This is a genomic window from Streptomyces sp. NPDC006487, from assembly GCF_042870555.1.
Lineage (GTDB): Bacteria > Actinomycetota > Actinomycetes > Streptomycetales > Streptomycetaceae > Streptomyces.
In genome coordinates, this window is record NZ_JBIAHN010000011.1 from 239,992 (window position 1) to 258,358 (window position 18,367).

The following is an 18,367-nucleotide window of genomic DNA, read 5'->3' on the forward strand; positions in this document are numbered from 1 at the left end:
CCCCGCCGCTCCTCTCGGAGCGGCGGGGGGCTTCTTCGTACCAGCTAACGAGCTCAGCCGTTGTACGGGCCGTAGTCGTAGTCCTCCAGCGGGACAGCCTGGCCGGAGCCGGTGCCGAAGGGCGAGTAGTCGATGTCGTCGTAGCCGACGGCCGAGTACATCGCGGCCTTGGCTTCCTCGGTCGGCTCGACCCGGATGTTGCGGTAGCGGGCGAGGCCCGTACCGGCCGGGATGAGCTTACCGATGATGACGTTCTCCTTGAGGCCGATCAGGGAGTCGGACTTGGCGTTGATCGCCGCGTCCGTCAGAACCCTGGTCGTCTCCTGGAAGGACGCCGCCGACAGCCAGGACTCGGTCGCGAGCGAGGCCTTGGTGATACCCATCAGCTGCGGACGGCCGGAGGCGGGGTGACCGCCCTCGGTGACCACACGACGGTTCTCGGTCTCGAACTTCGACCGCTCGACGAGCTCGCCCGGCAGGAGCTCCGCGTCGCCGGACTCGATGATCGTCACTCGGCGCAGCATCTGCCGGATGATGATCTCGATGTGCTTGTCGTGGATCGACACGCCCTGCGAGTTGTAGACCTTCTGGACTTCGCCGACCAGGTGGACCTGGACCGCACGCTGGCCGAGGATGCGCAGCACGTCGTGCGGGTTGGTGGCACCCATGGTCAGCTTCTGGCCGACCTCGACGTGGTCGCCCTCGCCGACGATGACCTTGGCGCGCTTGGAGATCGGGAAGGCCGTCTCCTCGCTGCCGTCGTCGGGCGTGATGACGATCTTCTTCGTCTTCTCGGTCTCCTCGATCCGCACGCGGCCGGCGGCCTCGGAGATCGGGGCGACACCCTTCGGGGTACGGGCCTCGAAGAGCTCGACGACACGCGGCAGACCCTGCGTGATGTCGTCACCGGCCACACCACCGGTGTGGAAGGTACGCATCGTCAGCTGGGTACCGGGCTCACCGATGGACTGGGCGGCGATGATGCCGACCGCCTCACCGATGTCGACCAGCTTGCCGGTGGCGAGCGAGCGTCCGTAGCAGAAGGCACAGGTGCCGACCGCGGACTCACAGGTCAGGACCGAGCGGGTCTTGACCTCCTCGACGCCGTTGGCGACCAGGGCGTCGATGAGCACGTCACCGAGGTCGACGTTGGCCGGCGCGATGACCTTGCCGTCGATGACGACGTCCTCGGCCAGCATGCGGGCGTAGATCGAGGTCTCGACGTCGTCGGCCTTGCGCAGCACGCCGTCCTCGCCGCGAACGGCGATCTTCAGCTTCAGGCCGCGCTCGGTGCCGCAGTCCTCCTCGCGGATGATGACGTCCTGCGAGACGTCCACCAGACGACGGGTGAGGTAACCCGAGTCGGCGGTACGCAGGGCGGTGTCCGCCAGACCCTTACGGGCACCGTGCGTGGAGATGAAGTACTCCAGAACGGTGAGGCCCTCACGGAAGGACGCCTTGATCGGACGCGGGATGGTCTCGTTCTTCGCGTTCGACACCAGACCACGCATACCGGCGATCTGTCGCATCTGCATCATGTTTCCTCGGGCACCCGAGTCAACCATCATGAAGATGGGGTTCGTCTTGGGGAAGTTCGCGTTCATCGCCTCGGCAACCTCGTTGGTCGCCTTGGTCCAGATCGCGATGAGCTCCTGCGTGCGCTCGTCCTTGGTGATCAGACCGCGCTCGTACTGCTTCTGGACCTTCTCGTCCAGCTCCTCGTAGCCCTTGACGATGGCCTTCTTGGCCTCGGGCACGACGACGTCGGAGATGGCCACGGTGACGCCCGAACGGGTCGCCCAGTGGAAGCCGGCCGCCTTCAGGTTGTCGAGCGTCGCCGCCACGATCACCTTGGGGTAGCGCTCCGCCAGGTCGTTGACGATCTCGGAGAGCTGCTTCTTGCCCACCGAGTAGTCGACGAACGGGTAGTCCTCGGGAAGCAGCTCGTTGAAGAGCGCGCGACCCAGGGTCGTCTTCAGACGGAAGCTGTCGCCCGGCTGGAACTCCTGCTCGCCCTCTTCGGCGACCGGGGCCACCCAGCCGCGCGGCGGGATGGTGCCCACCGGGAAGCGGATGTCGACGGCCGACTGGAGAGCCAGCTCACCGTTGTCGAACGCCATGGTCGCCTCGGCGGTCGAGCCGAACGCACGGCCCTCGCCCTTGACGTCACGGAGCTCGCCGTCGGTGGTGAGGAAGAACAGACCCAGCACCATGTCCTGGGTCGGCATGGTGACGGGACGACCGTCTGCCGGCTTCAGGATGTTGTTCGAGGACAGCATCAGGATGCGGGCCTCGGCCTGCGCCTCTGCCGAAAGCGGCAGGTGCACGGCCATCTGGTCACCGTCGAAGTCCGCGTTGAACGCGGTGCAGACGAGCGGGTGGATCTGGATGGCCTTGCCTTCGACCAGCTGGGGCTCGAAGGCCTGGATGCCGAGGCGGTGCAGCGTGGGCGCACGGTTCAGGAGAACCGGGTGCTCGGCGATGACCTCTTCGAGCACGTCGTAGACGACCGTGCGGCCGCGCTCGACCATGCGCTTCGCCGACTTGATGTTCTGCGCGTGGTTCAGGTCGACCAGGCGCTTCATCACGAACGGCTTGAAGAGCTCCAGCGCCATGGCCTTGGGCAGACCACACTGGTGCAGCTTCAGCTGGGGACCGACGACGATCACGGAACGCGCGGAGTAGTCCACGCGCTTGCCGAGAAGGTTCTGACGGAATCGACCCTGCTTGCCCTTGAGCATGTCGCTCAGGGACTTCAGCGGGCGGTTACCGGGACCGGTCACCGGACGACCACGACGACCGTTGTCGAAGAGGGCGTCGACGGCCTCCTGAAGCATGCGCTTCTCGTTGTTCACGATGATCTCGGGGGCACCGAGGTCGAGGAGGCGCTTCAGACGGTTGTTGCGGTTGATCACGCGGCGGTACAGGTCGTTCAGGTCGGAGGTCGCGAAGCGGCCACCGTCCAGCTGCACCATCGGACGCAGGTCCGGCGGGATCACCGGCACGCAGTCCAGAACCATGCCCTTGGGCTTGTTGCTGGTCTGCAGGAACGCGGAGACGACCTTGAGGCGCTTGAGCGCACGGGTCTTCTTCTGGCCCTTGCCGGTACGGATGATCTCGCGGAGGCGCTCGGCCTCTTCGTCGAGGTCGAAGGACTCCAGACGCTTCTGGAGCGCCGCGGCGCCCATGCAGCCGTCGAAGTACGTACCGAAGCGGTCGCGCAGCTCGCGGTAGAGCAGCTCGTCGCCCTCGAGGTCCTGGACCTTGAGGTTCTTGAAGCGGGCCCACACCTCGTCGAGGCGGTCGATCTCGCGCTGGGCGCGGTCACGGAGCTGCTTCATCTCGCGCTCGGCACCTTCGCGCACCTTGCGGCGTACGTCGGCCTTGGCGCCCTCGGCCTCGAGCTCGGCCAGGTCGGTCTCGAGCTTCTTGGCACGGCCTTCGAGGTCCGAGTCGCGACGGTTCTCGATCTGCTGGCGCTCGACGGAGACGTGCGCCTCCAGGGACGGGAGGTCGCGGGTGCGGCGCTCGTCGTCCACGAACGTGATCATGTACGCGGCGAAGTAGATGACCTTCTCGAGGTCCTTCGGCGCGAGGTCCAGCAGGTATCCGAGGCGCGACGGGACGCCCTTGAAGTACCAGATGTGGGTGACGGGAGCGGCAAGCTCGATGTGGCCCATCCGCTCGCGACGCACCTTGGCGCGCGTGACTTCGACGCCACAACGCTCACAGATGATGCCCTTGAAGCGGACACGCTTGTACTTACCGCAGTAGCACTCCCAGTCCCGGGTCGGACCGAAGATCTTCTCGCAGAAGAGTCCGTCCTTCTCGGGCTTGAGGGTGCGGTAGTTGATGGTCTCCGGCTTCTTGACCTCGCCGTGGGACCAGGTTCGGATGTCGTCCGCGGTGGCAAGGCCGATCCGCAGCTCGTCGAAGAAGTTGACGTCGAGCACTGTGCGTCAATCCCTCTTTCGGGGTCGAGTCTCAATCATGGTCTGAACGGTCCCGGGGATGACGGGGGGCTCTTGAGCGAGCCCCCCGTCAGGCCCGTCAGACCTCTTCGACGCTGCTCGGCTCACGCCGGGACAGGTCGATACCGAGCTCCTCCGCCGCGCGGAAGACGTCCTCGTCGGTGTCGCGCATCTCGATGGACATGCCGTCCGAGGACAGCACCTCCACGTTGAGGCAGAGCGACTGCATTTCCTTGATGAGCACCTTGAAGGACTCGGGAATGCCCGGCTCGGGGATGTTCTCGCCCTTGACGATGGCCTCGTAGACCTTCACGCGGCCGGTCACGTCATCGGACTTGATGGTCAGCAGCTCCTGGAGGGCGTAAGCGGCGCCATAAGCCTCGAGCGCCCACACCTCCATCTCACCGAAGCGCTGGCCACCGAACTGCGCCTTACCACCCAGCGGCTGCTGCGTGATCATCGAGTACGGACCGGTCGACCGAGCGTGGAGCTTGTCGTCGACCAGGTGGTGGAGCTTCAGGATGTACATGTAGCCGACCGAGACCGGCTCCGGGAACGGCTCGCCGGAGCGGCCGTCGAACAGACGCGCCTTGCCGGACGGGAGGACCAGGCGGTCCCCGTCGCGGTTCGGGATGGTGTGCTCGAACAGGCCGGAGATCTCGTCCTCGCGGGCACCGTCGAACACCGGGGTGGCGACGTTGGTGCCGGGCTCGACGCGGTCGGCGCCGATGACCTTCAGTCGCTCGGCCCACTCCTCCGCGAGGCCGGAGACGTCCCAGCCGCGGCTGGCGAGCCAGCCGAGGTGGATCTCCAGGACCTGTCCCGGGTTCATTCGGGACGGGACACCCAGCGGGTTCAGGATGATGTCGACCGGCGTGCCGTCCTCAAGGAAGGGCATGTCCTCGATCGGAAGGATCTTGGAGATGACACCCTTGTTGCCGTGGCGGCCGGCGAGCTTGTCACCGTCGGTGATCTTGCGCTTCTGGGCGACGTAGACGCGGACCAGCTGGTTCACGCCCGGGGGAAGCTCGTCGCCCTCCTCGCGGTCGAAGACGCGGACACCGATGACCTTGCCGATCTCACCGTGAGGAACCTTGAGCGAGGTGTCACGCACCTCGCGGGCCTTCTCACCGAAGATCGCGCGGAGCAGGCGCTCTTCCGGGGTCAGCTCGGTCTCGCCCTTGGGCGTGACCTTGCCGACCAGGATGTCGCCGGCGACGACGTCCGCACCGATGCGGATGATGCCGCGCTCGTCGAGGTCCGCCAGGACCTCCTCGGAGACGTTCGGGATGTCCCGGGTGATCTCCTCGGGGCCCAGCTTGGTGTCACGGGCGTCGACCTCGTGCTCCTCGATGTGAATCGAGGAGAGGACGTCGTCCTGTACGAGGCGCTGCGACAGGATGATCGCGTCCTCGTAGTTGTGACCTTCCCAGGGCATGAACGCGACGAGCAGGTTCTTGCCGAGGGCCATTTCGCCCTCTTCGGTCGCAGGACCGTCGGCGAGGACCTGGGACTCGATGATCCGGTCACCCTCGTTGACGATGACCTTCTGGTTGACCGAGGTGCCCTGGTTCGAGCGGGAGAACTTGGCGACGCGGTACGTGGTGTACGTGCCGTCGTCGTTGGCGACGGTGATGTAGTCGGCCGAGACCTCCTGGACGACACCGTCCTTCTCCGCACGGATCGAGTCACCGGCGTCGACCGCACAGCGGTACTCCATGCCGGTGCCGACGAGCGGCGCCTCCGCCTTGATGAGCGGAACGGCCTGGCGCATCATGTTCGCGCCCATGAGGGCACGGTTGGCGTCGTCGTGCTCGAGGAAGGGGATCATCGCGGTCGCGACGGACACCATCTGGCGCGGGGAGACGTCCATGTAGTCGACGTCGTCGCCGGCGATGTAGTCGATCTCGCCACCACGACGGCGAACCAGCACGCGGTTCTCGGTGAAGCGCATGTCGTCGGACAGGCCGGCGTTGGCCTGGGCGATGACGAAGCGGTCTTCCTCGTCGGCCGTCAGGTAGTCGACCTCGTCGGTGACGACACCCTCGATGACCTTGCGGTACGGGGTCTCGACGAAACCGAACGCGTTGACGCGGCCGTAGGACGCGAGCGAGCCGATCAGGCCGATGTTCGGGCCTTCGGGGGTCTCGATCGGGCACATGCGGCCGTAGTGCGACGGGTGAACGTCTCGGACCTCGAAGCCGGCCCGCTCACGGGACAGACCACCCGGGCCAAGCGCCGACAGACGGCGCTTGTGGGTGAGACCCGACAGCGGGTTGTTCTGGTCCATGAACTGCGACAGCTGGCTGGTGCCGAAGAACTCCTTGATGGAGGCGACGACCGGCCGGATGTTGATCAGGGTCTGCGGCGTGATCGCCTCGACGTCCTGGGTCGTCATCCGCTCGCGGACGACGCGCTCCATACGAGCCAGACCCGTACGGACCTGGTTCTGGATGAGCTCGCCGACGTTGCGCAGACGACGGTTGCCGAAGTGGTCGATGTCGTCGGTCTCGACGACGATCGAACGACCCGACTCACCGACGGTCTCGGTCTCACCGGCGTGCAGCTTGACCAGGTACTTGATGGTCGCGATGACGTCGTCGGTGGTGAGCACGCCGGCGTCCAGCGGCTCATCGGCGCCGAGCTTCTTGTTCACCTTGTAGCGGCCGACCTTCGCGAGGTCGTAGCGCTTCGGGTTGAAGTAGAGGTTCTCGAGCAGCGTCTGAGCGGCTTCGCGGGTCGGCGGTTCGCCGGGACGCAGCTTGCGGTAGATGTCGAGCAGCGCGTCGTCCTGGCCCTGGGTGTGGTCCTTCTCCAGGGTGGCGCGCATGGACTCGTACTCGCCGAACTCCTCGAGGATCTGCTCGGTGGTCCAGCCGAGAGCCTTCAGGAGCACGGTGACGGACTGCTTGCGCTTGCGGTCGATGCGAACACCGACCATGTCGCGCTTGTCGATCTCCATCTCGAGCCAGGCACCCCGGGAAGGGATGATCTTGGCAGCGAAGATGTCCTTGTCGGACGTCTTGTCGATGGAGGAGTCGAAGTAGACACCGGGGGAACGGACGAGCTGCGACACGACGACACGCTCGGTGCCGTTGATGACGAAGGTGCCCTTGTTGGTCATGAGCGGGAAATCGCCCATGAAGACCGTCTGAGACTTGATCTCTCCGGTCTCGTTGTTCGTGAACTCGGCAGTGACGAAAAGCGGCGCCGCGTACGTGAAGTCGCGGTCCTTGCACTCGTCGACCGAGTTCTTCGCCGGCTCGAAACGGTGGTCGCGGAACGTCAGCGACATCGACCCGGAGAAGTCCTCGATCGGCGAGATCTCCTCGAAGATCTCTTCCAGACCGGACTTGGTGGGAACGTCCTGTCCGCTCTCAAGCGCCGACTCGACGCGAGACTTCCAGGCGGCGTTGCCGAGCAGCCAGTCAAAGCTCTCGGTCTGCAGCGCCAGGAGGTTCGGAACCTCGAGGGGCTCCTTGATCTTTGCAAAGGAGATGCGCAGCGGGGCGGTGCTGGCACCGTTGTTCGTATTGGTCGAGGCGTTGCGCGAGGCGGCCAAGAGGGGGTCCTTCCGAGGGCTCGGACTCACTACGCGCGTACCGGTCCCAGCTGACACAGAAGACAAGCGCCCCCCATCTGGTCAAAGGACCAGCTCAGGGCCGTTCAATCAAGTGTGCTCATGCGTGGGCATGCCCCTGGCGACGGGCAGGGGGCAGCTAACAGGCAGCGCAAAGGGTCAGTGTAGCCACTAGGCTCACTGATGTCCAGACCAGGTTTCCGGAAACCGGCAACAGGCCTTCCCCATGTCGTTTCAACTGCGTCCAACGGTTCGGCTCTCGCATACAGAGCGCGTAACAGTACTGCCCTCTTCGTAGTCGATCCATGCCCGATACGGGCCCGATCCATGCCTCGGATCTCGGATCGAGTCTGCCGATCTCGCGACGGATCTGAGAATTGCGCGCCGCGTCCCGTTCGTCAAGGCCCCCTGCTCCGAGCGGATCATCGAAGGACCCTGCCGCAGAGCAACGAAGATCACCCTACTCCCCAACGAGACGGGGGCAAATCAGGCACTCCGGGTACGCCAAAGGGCGACCACCCTTACGGGTGATCGCCCTTGGTTGAGGCCTCAGAGAGGCCTCAGAGGTGTTACTTGACCTCGACGGTGGCGCCGGCGGCCTTGAGGGTCTCGGCAGCCTTGTCAGCGGCCTCCTTGGCGACCTTCTCGAGGACGGGCTTCGGAGCGCCGTCGACGAGGTCCTTGGCCTCCTTCAGGCCGAGGGAGGTCAGCTCGCGCACGACCTTGATGACCTGGATCTTCTTGTCGCCGGCACCGGTGAGGATGACGTCGAACTCGTCCTGCTCCTCGACGGCCTCAGCGGCGGCCGGGGCACCCGGACCGGCAACGGCGACGGCCGCGGCGGCGGTGACGTCGAACTTCTCCTCGAACGCCTTCACGAACTCGGAGAGCTCGATGAGGGTGAGCTCCTCGAACTGAGCGAGCAGGTCTTCCTGGCTGAGCTTCGCCATGATGGGCGATCCTTCCACTAAATCGGCAGGTGCCGGATGTATATAGAGGCGGGCGTAACGGCCCGCTTTGACCCACGCACTAGGCGGCGTGGATCAGTGCGCGAGCCGAATTACTCGGCACCGCCCTGCTCGGCGAGCTTGACGCGAAGCGCTTCCGCAGTGCGGACGAACTTCGACGGCAGCGCCTGGAAGAGCGAGGCAGCCTGAGACTGCTTGCCCTTGAACGCGCCGGCCAGCTTGCTGAGCAGAACCTCGCGGGACTCGAGGTCCGCAAGCTTCTTGATCTCATCGGCGGTGAGCGCCTTACCATCAAGGACACCCGCCTTGATGATGAGGTTCGGGTTTTCCTTGGCGAAGTCACGCAGGCTCTTCGCCGACTCCACCGGGTCACCGGTGATGAAGGCGACCGCGGTGGGACCAGCGAAGTGCTCGTCCAGCGCGGTGATCCCGGCCTGGTTGGCCGCAATCTTGGTCAGCGTGTTCTTCACCACGGCGTACTGGGCGTTCTCACCGAGAGAGCGACGCAGCGTCTTGAGCTGCGCGACGGTGAGACCCCGGTACTCGGTCAGCACGGCGGCGTTCGAGTCGCGGAACTGGTCCGTGAGCTCGGCTACCGCGGCAGCCTTGTTGGGCGTCGGCATAGTGCGTCGGCCTCCTTCCGGGTGATGAGGACCGCTCAGAAGGGGCATAAACACGAAACGCCCCGGCGCAGGCGCCAGGGCGTAGCTCAACCGGAGCGAGTCCGGGAACTTTCCTTGAACACCTGCGCAGGACGTCCGCGGTTAGCGGATCCTTCGGCCACCGCACCCTTGCGGGCACGGCAACGACCAGCGGTCTTTGGCTTCTCCGGAAGAGTACGTGACCGTTCGCCGGTCAGGCAAATCGGTCAGCCGGGAGGCCCGCGGCCGGCCGGGGCCGGGCCGCGATCAGGCCGCGATCAGGCCCCCGAGCCCGCCCCGCCCATCTCCTTGAGCATCGCGAAGAGGTCGAAGGTCTCGCTGTCGGCCGGGGTCTGCACGGCTGCCGCCGAGCCGTAGTCCGAGTAGTAGGCGTCCAGGTCCATCTTCCCTCCGGCCATCTCCATGGAGACGGCCATGCGGACCGGGTAGCCGTCCTTGTTGAGCCAGAGGTTCGTGTCGTAGCCCTTGAGGCCGGTCTTCCTGACGGTCTCGACCAGCTCCGCGCGGTCGGCCTCGGGCAGCACCTTGGAGGACTCGTCGGAGGCGAGCATCTCTTCGAAGGTCAGCGTGCCCTGGTAGTGCTCGGCGCCCACGCCCTCGACCTGCTCGGTGCCGACGTGCTTGAGGTTCTTCGAGTCGAGCAGGAGCGCGATCTGCTGTGCCGGGTCCTGGTTCATGCCGCTCATGGCGCCGAGGTCGGCGGCGCCCGCGCCCCCGGCCTGCGCGGCGGCGTTCAGGTCCAGCTTCATCCAGCGCTTGCCGTCCATCTGGGCGGCGTTGGCGGTGCCCATGTCCATGTACATGACGTTGTTCGAGATCATCATGCGGATGGCGTCGGGGACCTCCCCGCCGCCCGCGCCGGCGAGCTCCTTGAGCATCGAGCCCTTCATGGTGATGTCCATGACGGCCGGGTCCCACCCCTGGACCCCGGAAAGCTCCACCGTGCCGCCACCGGCCTTGCTGTCCGCCGACAGCGACGTCGTCATCGTCATGCGGACCTTGGCCGACTTCGCGGCCGCCGTCTTCTTGTAGGCGGCCTGGACGGCCGCCAGGGGGCTCTGCTTCACCGCGGCCGGAGACTGGGCCGCGGGCTCGTCCGCGGCCTTCGTGGCTCCGTCCTGACATCCCGCGACGCCGACCATGACGGTGACCGCGGCCACCGAGACACCGGCACGCGTCCATACGGACTTCTTGTTCATTCCCCACCCCTTGGATGACGCACTGCTGAGCGATCGCAAACTGCCTGCGCATCGCAGGCAGTTCACTGTGAACCACGTGTGGATCGCCTGTCGAGCAGGTTAGGGGCGGCCCGGCGACGCCCACCGACAAAAAAATCCGGGCCCTTCGCCCCCTTGGAAGGGGGTGAAGGGCCCGGATTCGGCCGTTCAGCGAGCCGTGGGGCTCAGAGCCCGAAGGCTCGGGGCTGATCAGACCGCGGCCGGGTCTTCCTCGACGAGGAGGTTCCGGGTGCGGTTCGAGTCCAGCAGGATGCCGGGGCCCATGGTGGTGCTGAGGGCGGCCTTCTTGATGTAGCGGCCCTTCGCGGCGGACGGCTTCAGACGAAGGATCTCGTCCAGGGCCGCGCCGTAGTTCTCGACCAGCTGCTCATCGGAGAAGGAGACCTTGCCGATGATGAAGTGCAGGTTCGAGTGCTTGTCGACGCGGAACTCGATCTTGCCACCCTTGATCTCGGTGACAGCCTTCGCGACGTCCATCGTGACGGTGCCGGTCTTCGGGTTCGGCATCAGGCCACGGGGACCGAGCACGCGGCCGAGGCGGCCGACCTTGCCCATGAGGTCCGGCGTGGCGACAACGGCGTCGAACTCGTTGAGGCGGTTGCCCTTGGCGATCTCGTTGATGAGCTCGTCGTCGCCGACAATGTCGGCGCCGGCGGCTTCCGCGGCCGCAGCACGGTCACCGGTCGCGAAGACCAGGACCCGGGCGGTCTTGCCGGTGCCGTGCGGGAGGTTCACGGTGCCGCGGACCATCTGGTCGGCCTTGCGCGGGTCTACACCCAGGCGGAAGGCGACCTCGACGGTGCCGTCGAACTTCGTGGTGGAGGTCTCCTTGGCGAGACGGACGGCCTCGAGCGGGGCGTACTGCTTCTCCCGGTCGACCTTGGCGTCCGCAGCGCGGAGAGTCTTGCTGCGCTTCACTTCTGCTCCTGTGTTGTGGCTTCAGGTGTGGAGTCGTGGTGCGGACCAGCGCTTGGCCCTACCACTGTGGTGCTGGGGTGGCTGAATCAGCCTTCGACCGTGATGCCCATCGAACGCGCGGTGCCGGCGATGATCTTCTCGGCCGCGTCGATGTCGTTGGCGTTCAGGTCAGGCATCTTGAGCGTGGCGATCTCGCGAACCTGGTCACGCGTAAGCTTCGCGACCTTCGTCTTGTGCGGCTCGCCAGAGCCCTTCTCCACGCCGGCGCTCTTCAGGATGAGGCGCGCGGCCGGCGGCGTCTTGGTGATGAAGGTGAAGGAGCGGTCGTCGTAGACCGTGATCTCCACCGGCACGACCATGCCACGCTGCGACTCGGTCGCGGCGTTGTAGGCCTTGCAGAACTCCATGATGTTGACGCCGTGCTGACCGAGCGCGGGGCCGACCGGCGGAGCCGGGTTGGCCGCACCGGCCTTGATCTGGAGCTTGATAAGCCCCGTGATCTTCTTCTTCTTGGGAGGCATTGCTCTCTCCGGGTCCTAGTGAGAGTTTTCGCCGCCAATCCGGTCATCCGGATGGAGGCATACCGCACCACGATAACGGGTATCGGTGCGAGGCTGAAAACCGAGCAGGTCAGACCGCCCGCAAGGGGGCAATCTGACCTGTCCGGAAGCGCGAGTCAGAAGAGGTTGATCCGACCCGGATCAGTTCTTCTGGATCTGGTCGAAGCTGAGCTCGACCGGGGTCTCGCGGCCGAAGATCTCGACGAGACCCTTGACCTTCTTCGAGTCCGGGTTGATCTCGTTGATGGTCGCCTGCAGCGTCGCGAACGGGCCGTCGGTGACGGTGACCGAGTCGCCGACCTCGAAGTCCAGGACCTCGATGGCGCGCTTGACGGCGGGCGCCGGCAGACCGGCCTCTTCCGCTGCCAGCTTGGCGGCCTTCTCCTGCAGCTCCGGAGCGAGCATCTTGACGATCTCGTCCAGGGTCAGCGGGTACGGGTCGTACGCGTTGCCCACGAAGCCGGTGACACCGGGGGTGTTGCGGACGACGCCCCAGGACTCGTTCGTCAGATCCATGCGGACGAGAACGTAACCGGGCAGCTTGTTCTGCCGGACGTTCTTGCGCTCGCCGTTCTTGATCTGGACGATCTCTTCCTCGGGCACCTCGGCCTGGTAGATGAAGTCCTCGACGTTGAGCGAGACGGCGCGCTGCTCCAGGTTGGCCTTCACGCGCTTCTCGTAGCCGGCGTAGGTGTGGATGACGTACCACTCGCCGGGCAGGAGACGCAGCTCTTCGCGCAGGGCCTGGATGGGGTCGACGGGCTCGGCGGGCTCGGCGTCGGCGGCCTCTTCGGCCTCCGCGTCGTCGGCCTCGGCCTCGACGGCGTCGTCGGAAGCCTCGTCGGCCTCGTCCTCGTCGGCGTCCTCGGAGTCGTCGGCCTCTTCGGCGTCGTCCTCGTCAGCGTCGTCGGCGTCGTTGGAGTACTCGACATCAGCCTCGGCGTCGACCTCGCCCTCGACGTGCAGCGCGGCCTCTTCGGCGGCGACACCCGCCTCGGCGTCGGCGAGCTCGGCCTCGTCCGGGTCCACAGCGTCTGCAGCCTCGACGATGTCGAGCTCGTCCTCGACGGACTCGACGGAGTCGGGGCTCACGTTCAGGTTCGGGTCAGACACGGTGGCTGCTTCTTCCTGGATACAAAAGGTGGTCGAACATGCGAAAACGGGCGGCACCCATCAAGGCGCCGCCCTCCGCGGGGATCAGCCGAAGACGAACTTGATGGCTTCCTGGAACCCATAGTCAATCACGGTCACCAGACCGATCATGATGACGACGAAGACAATCACCACAGAGGTGTACGTCGTCAGCTGGTTGCGAGTGGGCCAAACAACCTTGCGGAGTTCCGCGACAATCTGGCGGTAGAACAGCGCGAGACGACCCAGAGGGCCCTTCTTGCCGCGCTTGCCGCCCTTGCGGGCCTTCTTCTCGCGAGTGTCATCCTCGGCGTCAGGCATGTCGATGGAGCCCAGGGCGTCCGTCACGTCTCTCACCTGAATCCGGGTCGTGGCCGTAGCCGCGCCCGGTTGCGCCGCACGGCACTGCATCTAAGTACGTACCTGCGCACACACTTCCGAGAAGGAGTGTGGAGCAGGGCCGGAGGGACTCGAACCCCCAACCGCTGGTTTTGGAGACCAGTGCTCTACCAATTGAGCTACGACCCTTTGCGTCCCTCAACCTACCGCATCCAGGCGAGTGCACGGTGTGCTCACGCTCTGCAGCGGTCGACGAGGGCCAACGACGGTTGAGTGTACGTGGTCCGGGCCCTGACGTCGAACAGCGCCGTCCGGGGAGCGTCCGTCCGGTAACTGAAACAGCGTGCGGCGCTCGTTTCCCGTCTGGGACGATTGGCCGCATGACCTCTGAAACGCCTTCCGCCGAGCGCCGCGTATCCGCCCGTATCGGTGCCATCTCCGAGTCCGCCACCCTCGCCGTCGACGCAAAGGCCAAGGCCCTCAAGGCCGCCGGGCGTCCGGTGATCGGTTTCGGAGCCGGTGAGCCCGACTTCCCGACTCCGGACTACATCGTCGACGCAGCGGTCGAGGCCTGCCGCAACCCGAAGTACCACCGCTACACCCCGGCCGGCGGTCTGCCCGAGCTGAAGGCCGCCATCGCCGCGAAGACGCTGCGCGACTCCGGTTACGAGGTCGACGCGTCCCAGGTCCTGGTGACCAACGGCGGCAAGCAGGCGATCTACGAGGCGTTCGCGGCGATCCTGGACCCGGGTGACGAGGTCATCGTCCCGGCCCCTTACTGGACCACGTACCCGGAGTCGATCCGTCTGGCCGGCGGTGTCCCGGTCGAGGTCGTCGCCGACGAGACCACCGGTTACCGGGTTTCCGTCGAGCAGCTCGAAGCGGCCCGCACCGAGCGCACGAAGGTCGTCCTCTTCGTTTCCCCGTCGAACCCGACCGGCTCCGTCTACTCCGAGGCCGACGCCGAGGCGATCGGCCGCTGGGCCGTCGAGAAGGGCCTGTGGGTCCTGACCGACGAGATCTACGAGCACCTGGTCTACGGCGACGCGAAGTTCGTCTCCCTCCCGGCGATCGTTCCCGAGCTGGCCGACAAGTGCATCATCGTCAACGGCGTCGCCAAGACGTACGCCATGACCGGCTGGCGGGTGGGCTGGGTCATCGGCCCGAAGGACGTGGTCAAGGCCGCGACCAACCTCCAGTCGCACGCCACCTCCAACGTCTCCAACGTGGCCCAGGTCGCGGCGCTCGCCGCCGTCTCCGGCAACCTGGACGCCGTCCACGAGATGCGCACGGCCTTCGACCGCCGCCGCCAGACGATGGTGCGGATGCTGAACGAGATCGACGGCGTCTTCTGCCCGACGCCCGAGGGCGCCTTCTACTGCTACCCGGTGGTCAAGGACCTCCTCGGCAAGGAGATCCGCGGCAAGCGTCCGCAGACCTCCGTCGAGCTCGCCGCGCTGATCCTGGACGAGGCCGAGGTCGCGGTCGTCCCGGGCGAGGCCTTCGGCACCCCCGGCTACCTCCGCCTCTCCTACGCCCTGGGCGACGAGGACCTGGTCGAGGGCGTCTCCCGCATCCAGAAGCTCCTCGCGGAGGCGAAGGCCTAGGCCTCCGGCGGTTCGCAGCCTGACCTGAGCGGCGGTTTCCCCACGGGGAGCCGCCGCTCAGGCGTTTGCCGCCCGGCCCGGCCCGCCTTCAGGGTGCCGCCGCGCAGGGCCTGTCCCCTGCCGCCCTTCCTCCGTTCCCCGGGGCTCCGCCCCGGACCCGCGCCGAGCGGTCTCCGCTCCCCGCAGGCCCGCTCATGCGTTCGCGCAAGCCCCCGATCGGTAAAACCCCCTCCCGCCGAGGGCGGCGGTGCGGCAGGATCAACAAATGGAGCACGCACGCGATCTCACGCTTCTGCCGAAAGCCCACCTCCACCTGCACTTCACCGGCTCGATGCGCCCGTCGACCCTGCTGGAGCTCGCCGACAAGTACGGCGTCCGCCTCCCGGACGCCCTCACCTCCGGCGAGCCACCGAAGCTCCGCGCCACGGACGAGCGCGGCTGGTTCCGCTTCCAGCGGCTCTACGACGCCGCCCGCTCCTGCCTCCGCGAGCCCGACGACATCCGCCGCCTGGTCCGCGAGGCCGCGGAGGAGGACGTCCGCGACGGCAGCGGGTGGCTGGAGATCCAGGTGGATCCCACCTCCTACGCCCCCCTCCTCGGCGGGATGATCCCGGCCGTGGAGATCATCCTCGACGCCGTGGACGCAGCCTCCCGCGAGACCGGCCTCGGCATGCGCGTCGTCATCGCCGCCAACCGCATGAAGCACCCCCTCGACGCCCGCACCCTGGCCCGGCTCGCCGTCCGCTACGCCGACCGCGGCATCGTCGGTTTCGGCCTCTCGAACGACGAGCGCCGGGGCATGGCCCGCGACTTCGACCGGGCCTTCGCCATCGCCCGCGAGGGCGGACTGCTCGCGGCCCCGCACGGCGGCGAGCTCACCGGCCCGTCCTCCGTCCGCGACTGCCTCGACGATCTGCACGCCGCCCGCATCGGGCACGGCGTCCGGGCCGCCGAGGATCCCCGCCTGCTCAGACGCCTCGCCGACCGCCAGATCACCTGTGAGGTCTGCCCGGCGTCGAACGTCGCCCTCGGGGTGTACGAGCGCCACGAGGACGTCCCGCTGCGCACCCTCTTCGAGGCCGGGGTCCCGATGGCCCTGGGCGCCGACGATCCGCTGCTCTTCGGGTCCCGGCTCGCCGCCCAGTACGAGATCGCCCGCAGGCACCACGCCTTCACGGACGCGGAGCTGGCCGAGCTGGCCCGGCAGTCGGTGCGCGGCAGCGCCGCCCCCTCCGACGTCCAGGACAAGCTGCTGGCCGGGATCGACCACTGGATCGCCTCGTAAGGGGGCGGCGCGCGTCAGCGCGTGAGCCGCAGGTCGCCCTCGTGGCAGTCGGCACGCACCCGGGCGCCGTCCGGGAACCCGATCTCCAGGTGGGTGCGCCCCTGCGCGGGCAGCGCGTACTCGGCGACCGACTCCACCGTCTCGCCGAGGTGGCGCAGGAAGGGGTGGTCTCCGAGGTCCTCGCCGACCTCGATGCGGCCCCACTCCCCCATGTCGTAGGGCTCGTGCGGTGCCTCGGATTCCACGATGAGACAGGCGTCGGACCCGGTGGTGATCCGGGTGGACTCGCCGTCGCTGTCGAGGAGCCAGACGTCGAGGGGAGCCTCGGAGCGTTCGCCGTCACTGATGTGCCAGGACGCGACGACCTTGTCGATCGTGCGTCCCACCAGCCGGGTGGGGTCCGTACCGGCCCCGTGCAGGGGACAGAGCATGGGCGGGCCGGGACTCCTCAGATGCTGACGCCGACCGTCACCGGCTCGTTGACCAGGGTGACGCCGAAGGCCGCGTGGACGCCCGCGACGACCTCGCGGGCCAGGACGAGGAGGTCTTCGGTGGTGGCCTCGCCCCGGTTGGTGAGCGCGAGGGTGTGCTTGGTGGAGATGCGGGCGGGGCCGTCGCCGTAGCCCTTGGTGAAGCCGGCCTTGTCGATCAGCCAGGCCGCACTGGTCTTCGTACGGCCCTCGCCGGCCGGGTACGCGGGCGGGGCCGCGTCGGGGCCGAGCCGCTGCCGGGCGCGGGCGAGGAAGGAGGCGTACGCCTCGTCGCCGAGGATCGGGTTGTGGAAGAAGGAGCCGGCCGACCAGGTGTCGTGGTCGGCGGGGTCGAGGACCATGCCCTTGCCGGCGCGCAGCCGCAGGACGGTCTCGCGGGCCTGCGCCGCGGGCACCCGGTCGCCGGCTTCCACGCCGAGGGCGCGGGCCGTCTCGGGGTACTTGACCGGCGCGGACAGGCCGCCCGCGTCCTCCAGGGCGAACCGGACGCGCAGGACGACGTACCGGTCGGGCTGGTGCTTGAAGAGGCTGTCGCGGTACGAGAACGCGCACTCGTCGGCCGGGAGCGTGACCGTCTCCCCGCGCGTGCGGTCGTAGGCGACGACCTCGGTGATCGTGTCGCAGACCTCCTGGCCGTACGCACCGACGTTCTGGATCGGGGTGGCGCCGGCCGAGCCGGGGATCCCGGCGAGGCATTCGATGCCCGCGAGCCCGGCGTCGACGACGCGGGCGACGGCCTCGCTCCAGTTCTCGCCCGCGGCGAGCTCCAGGCGCGTCCCGTCGAGCGCGAACCCGGTGGTCGCGATCCGCAGGGCGGTGCCGTCGAAGCCCTGGTCACCGATGACGAGGTTGCTGCCGCCGCCGATGACCAGGAGCGGGGTGCCGCTCTCGTCCGCGGCGCGCACGGTGGCGACGACCTCGGCGTCGGTGGTCGCGGTGACCAGCCGGGCGGCGGGGCCGCCGAGCCGGAAGGTGGTCAGCGGGGCGAGGGGGGCGTCGTGGAGTTCCTGCACGTGGACAAGAGTACGGTCCGCGTCCCCCCGACCGGGCGGGGCCACGGACCGTACGCGTACCGCAGGGCCGTACGGGGCGGGATCGGCCCGCCTCAGCCCCGCCCCTCCTTCTGCTCTTCCTTCTGCTCTTCCTTCTCCGTCTTCGCCTTCTTCGCCTCGGCGAGGCGGCGTTCCGCCTCGGCCCAGCCGATGGGGAGCTCGCTCGCCGGGACGGTCCAGAAGGCGAACCCGGCCTCCTTCGTGTAAGCGGCGGCCGACCGGGAGCTGGAGCGGTGCGGTTCGCTGCCCGCGAAGCGGTAGAGGGCGTCCCGGTCCTCCCAGGCGGACAGGGTCAGGAAGGTGCGGCGCAGGACCCGGGCCCGCAGGGCGACCCCGTGGGCTCCGGGGGCCTTGCGCATCTGGAGGACGATGCCGGGCGACTTCAGGAAGAACCGCAGGGCTCCGGTCAGGCTCGCGGTCTCGAAGCGCGAGGCCATGACGTAGACCTCGGCGCCGGGGTCGGGCCGGGTGGGCGTGGACCAGGGGACGTCGGGCATGACGGTCCTTCCTCGCTCGTGTTCTTTCGCGTCGTGTCGTGCCGTGTCGTGTCGTGCCGTGTCGTGTC

At 67.4% G+C, this 18,367-nt stretch carries 14 protein-coding genes and 1 tRNA gene; 2 read left to right on the top strand and 13 right to left on the bottom strand.

Annotated features, from left to right (window positions below; all coding sequences use genetic code 11):
- Positions 1–53: 53 nt before the first annotated feature.
- From ACFYM0_RS21005 to ACFYM0_RS21050, 10 genes are all read right to left on the bottom strand, one after another.
- Positions 54–3,953: a DNA-directed RNA polymerase subunit beta' gene (locus ACFYM0_RS21005; RefSeq protein WP_388503423.1), complete on the bottom strand. Its 3,900-nt coding sequence runs from the start codon at positions 3,951–3,953 to the stop codon at positions 54–56.
- A 97-nt stretch (positions 3,954–4,050) separates the two neighbouring features.
- Positions 4,051–7,533, bottom strand: a complete 3,483-nt coding sequence (gene rpoB / locus ACFYM0_RS21010) for a DNA-directed RNA polymerase subunit beta (RefSeq protein ID WP_243333342.1) — start codon at positions 7,531–7,533, stop codon at positions 4,051–4,053.
- A 587-nt stretch (positions 7,534–8,120) separates the two neighbouring features.
- A complete protein-coding gene (gene rplL / locus ACFYM0_RS21015) occupies positions 8,121–8,501 on the bottom strand; it encodes a 50S ribosomal protein L7/L12 (RefSeq protein ID WP_385374967.1) in 381 nt (126 codons plus the stop codon).
- Positions 8,502–8,611: 110 nt separating this feature from the next.
- On the bottom strand, positions 8,612–9,142 hold the full coding sequence (gene rplJ / locus ACFYM0_RS21020; protein WP_215023401.1) for a 50S ribosomal protein L10: 531 nt from the start codon (positions 9,140–9,142) through the stop codon (positions 8,612–8,614).
- Positions 9,143–9,438: 296 nt separating this feature from the next.
- Positions 9,439–10,380, bottom strand: coding sequence for a hypothetical protein (locus ACFYM0_RS21025; RefSeq protein WP_388503427.1), 942 nt, complete (start codon positions 10,378–10,380; stop codon positions 9,439–9,441).
- A gap of 228 nt (positions 10,381–10,608) precedes the next feature.
- A complete protein-coding gene (gene rplA, locus ACFYM0_RS21030) occupies positions 10,609–11,337 on the bottom strand; it encodes a 50S ribosomal protein L1 (protein ID WP_243333339.1) in 729 nt (242 codons plus the stop codon).
- A gap of 86 nt (positions 11,338–11,423) precedes the next feature.
- Positions 11,424–11,858, bottom strand: a complete 435-nt coding sequence (gene rplK / locus ACFYM0_RS21035; protein ID WP_053682632.1) for a 50S ribosomal protein L11 — start codon at positions 11,856–11,858, stop codon at positions 11,424–11,426.
- A gap of 180 nt (positions 11,859–12,038) precedes the next feature.
- Positions 12,039–13,010 (bottom strand): transcription termination/antitermination protein NusG, encoded by a 972-nt coding sequence (gene nusG, locus ACFYM0_RS21040; protein ID WP_388503432.1) that lies wholly within the window; start codon positions 13,008–13,010, stop codon positions 12,039–12,041.
- An 84-nt stretch (positions 13,011–13,094) separates the two neighbouring features.
- Positions 13,095–13,376, bottom strand: a complete 282-nt coding sequence (gene secE / locus ACFYM0_RS21045) for a preprotein translocase subunit SecE (protein ID WP_243333337.1) — start codon at positions 13,374–13,376, stop codon at positions 13,095–13,097.
- 107 nt (positions 13,377–13,483) lie between these two features.
- Positions 13,484–13,556, bottom strand: a tRNA-Trp gene (locus tag ACFYM0_RS21050).
- A gap of 191 nt (positions 13,557–13,747) precedes the next feature.
- On the opposite strand from ACFYM0_RS21050, the gene ACFYM0_RS21055 reads away from it, so the two are divergent.
- Positions 13,748–14,974: a pyridoxal phosphate-dependent aminotransferase gene (locus tag ACFYM0_RS21055; protein WP_327254468.1), complete on the top strand. Its 1,227-nt coding sequence runs from the start codon at positions 13,748–13,750 to the stop codon at positions 14,972–14,974.
- 265 nt (positions 14,975–15,239) lie between these two features.
- On the top strand, positions 15,240–16,259 hold the full coding sequence (locus ACFYM0_RS21060) for an adenosine deaminase (protein WP_388503435.1): 1,020 nt from the start codon (positions 15,240–15,242) through the stop codon (positions 16,257–16,259).
- Positions 16,260–16,273: 14 nt separating this feature from the next.
- On the opposite strand, the gene ACFYM0_RS21065 is transcribed toward ACFYM0_RS21060, so the two are convergent.
- The 3 genes from ACFYM0_RS21065 to ACFYM0_RS21075 form a co-directional block, all read right to left on the bottom strand.
- Positions 16,274–16,690, bottom strand: coding sequence for a hypothetical protein (locus ACFYM0_RS21065; RefSeq protein ID WP_388503437.1), 417 nt, complete (start codon positions 16,688–16,690; stop codon positions 16,274–16,276).
- 17 nt (positions 16,691–16,707) lie between these two features.
- Positions 16,708–17,763, bottom strand: coding sequence for a UDP-N-acetylmuramate dehydrogenase (locus ACFYM0_RS21070; protein ID WP_388503439.1), 1,056 nt, complete (start codon positions 17,761–17,763; stop codon positions 16,708–16,710).
- A gap of 92 nt (positions 17,764–17,855) precedes the next feature.
- Entirely contained in the window at positions 17,856–18,299 is a 444-nt protein-coding gene (locus tag ACFYM0_RS21075; protein ID WP_388503442.1) for a DUF3291 domain-containing protein, read from the bottom strand.
- Positions 18,300–18,367: the final 68 nt, after the last annotated feature.

What these genes read in the sequence shown, in the direction of transcription:
- ACFYM0_RS21075 (WP_388503442.1), bottom strand. Translation starts at nt 18,299, where the DNA reads ATGCCCGACGTCCCCTGGTCCACGCCCACCCGGCCCGACCCCGGCGCC.
- ACFYM0_RS21055 (WP_327254468.1), top strand. Translation starts at nt 13,748, where the DNA reads ATGACCTCTGAAACGCCTTCCGCCGAGCGCCGCGTATCCGCCCGTATC.
- ACFYM0_RS21060 (WP_388503435.1), top strand. Translation starts at nt 15,240, where the DNA reads ATGGAGCACGCACGCGATCTCACGCTTCTGCCGAAAGCCCACCTCCAC.
- rplJ (WP_215023401.1), bottom strand. Translation starts at nt 9,142, where the DNA reads ATGCCGACGCCCAACAAGGCTGCCGCGGTAGCCGAGCTCACGGACCAG.
- ACFYM0_RS21025 (WP_388503427.1), bottom strand. Translation starts at nt 10,380, where the DNA reads ATGAACAAGAAGTCCGTATGGACGCGTGCCGGTGTCTCGGTGGCCGCG.
- ACFYM0_RS21065 (WP_388503437.1), bottom strand. Translation starts at nt 16,690, where the DNA reads ATGCTCTGTCCCCTGCACGGGGCCGGTACGGACCCCACCCGGCTGGTG.
- rplL (WP_385374967.1), bottom strand. Translation starts at nt 8,501, where the DNA reads ATGGCGAAGCTCAGCCAGGAAGACCTGCTCGCTCAGTTCGAGGAGCTC.
- rplK (WP_053682632.1), bottom strand. Translation starts at nt 11,858, where the DNA reads ATGCCTCCCAAGAAGAAGAAGATCACGGGGCTTATCAAGCTCCAGATC.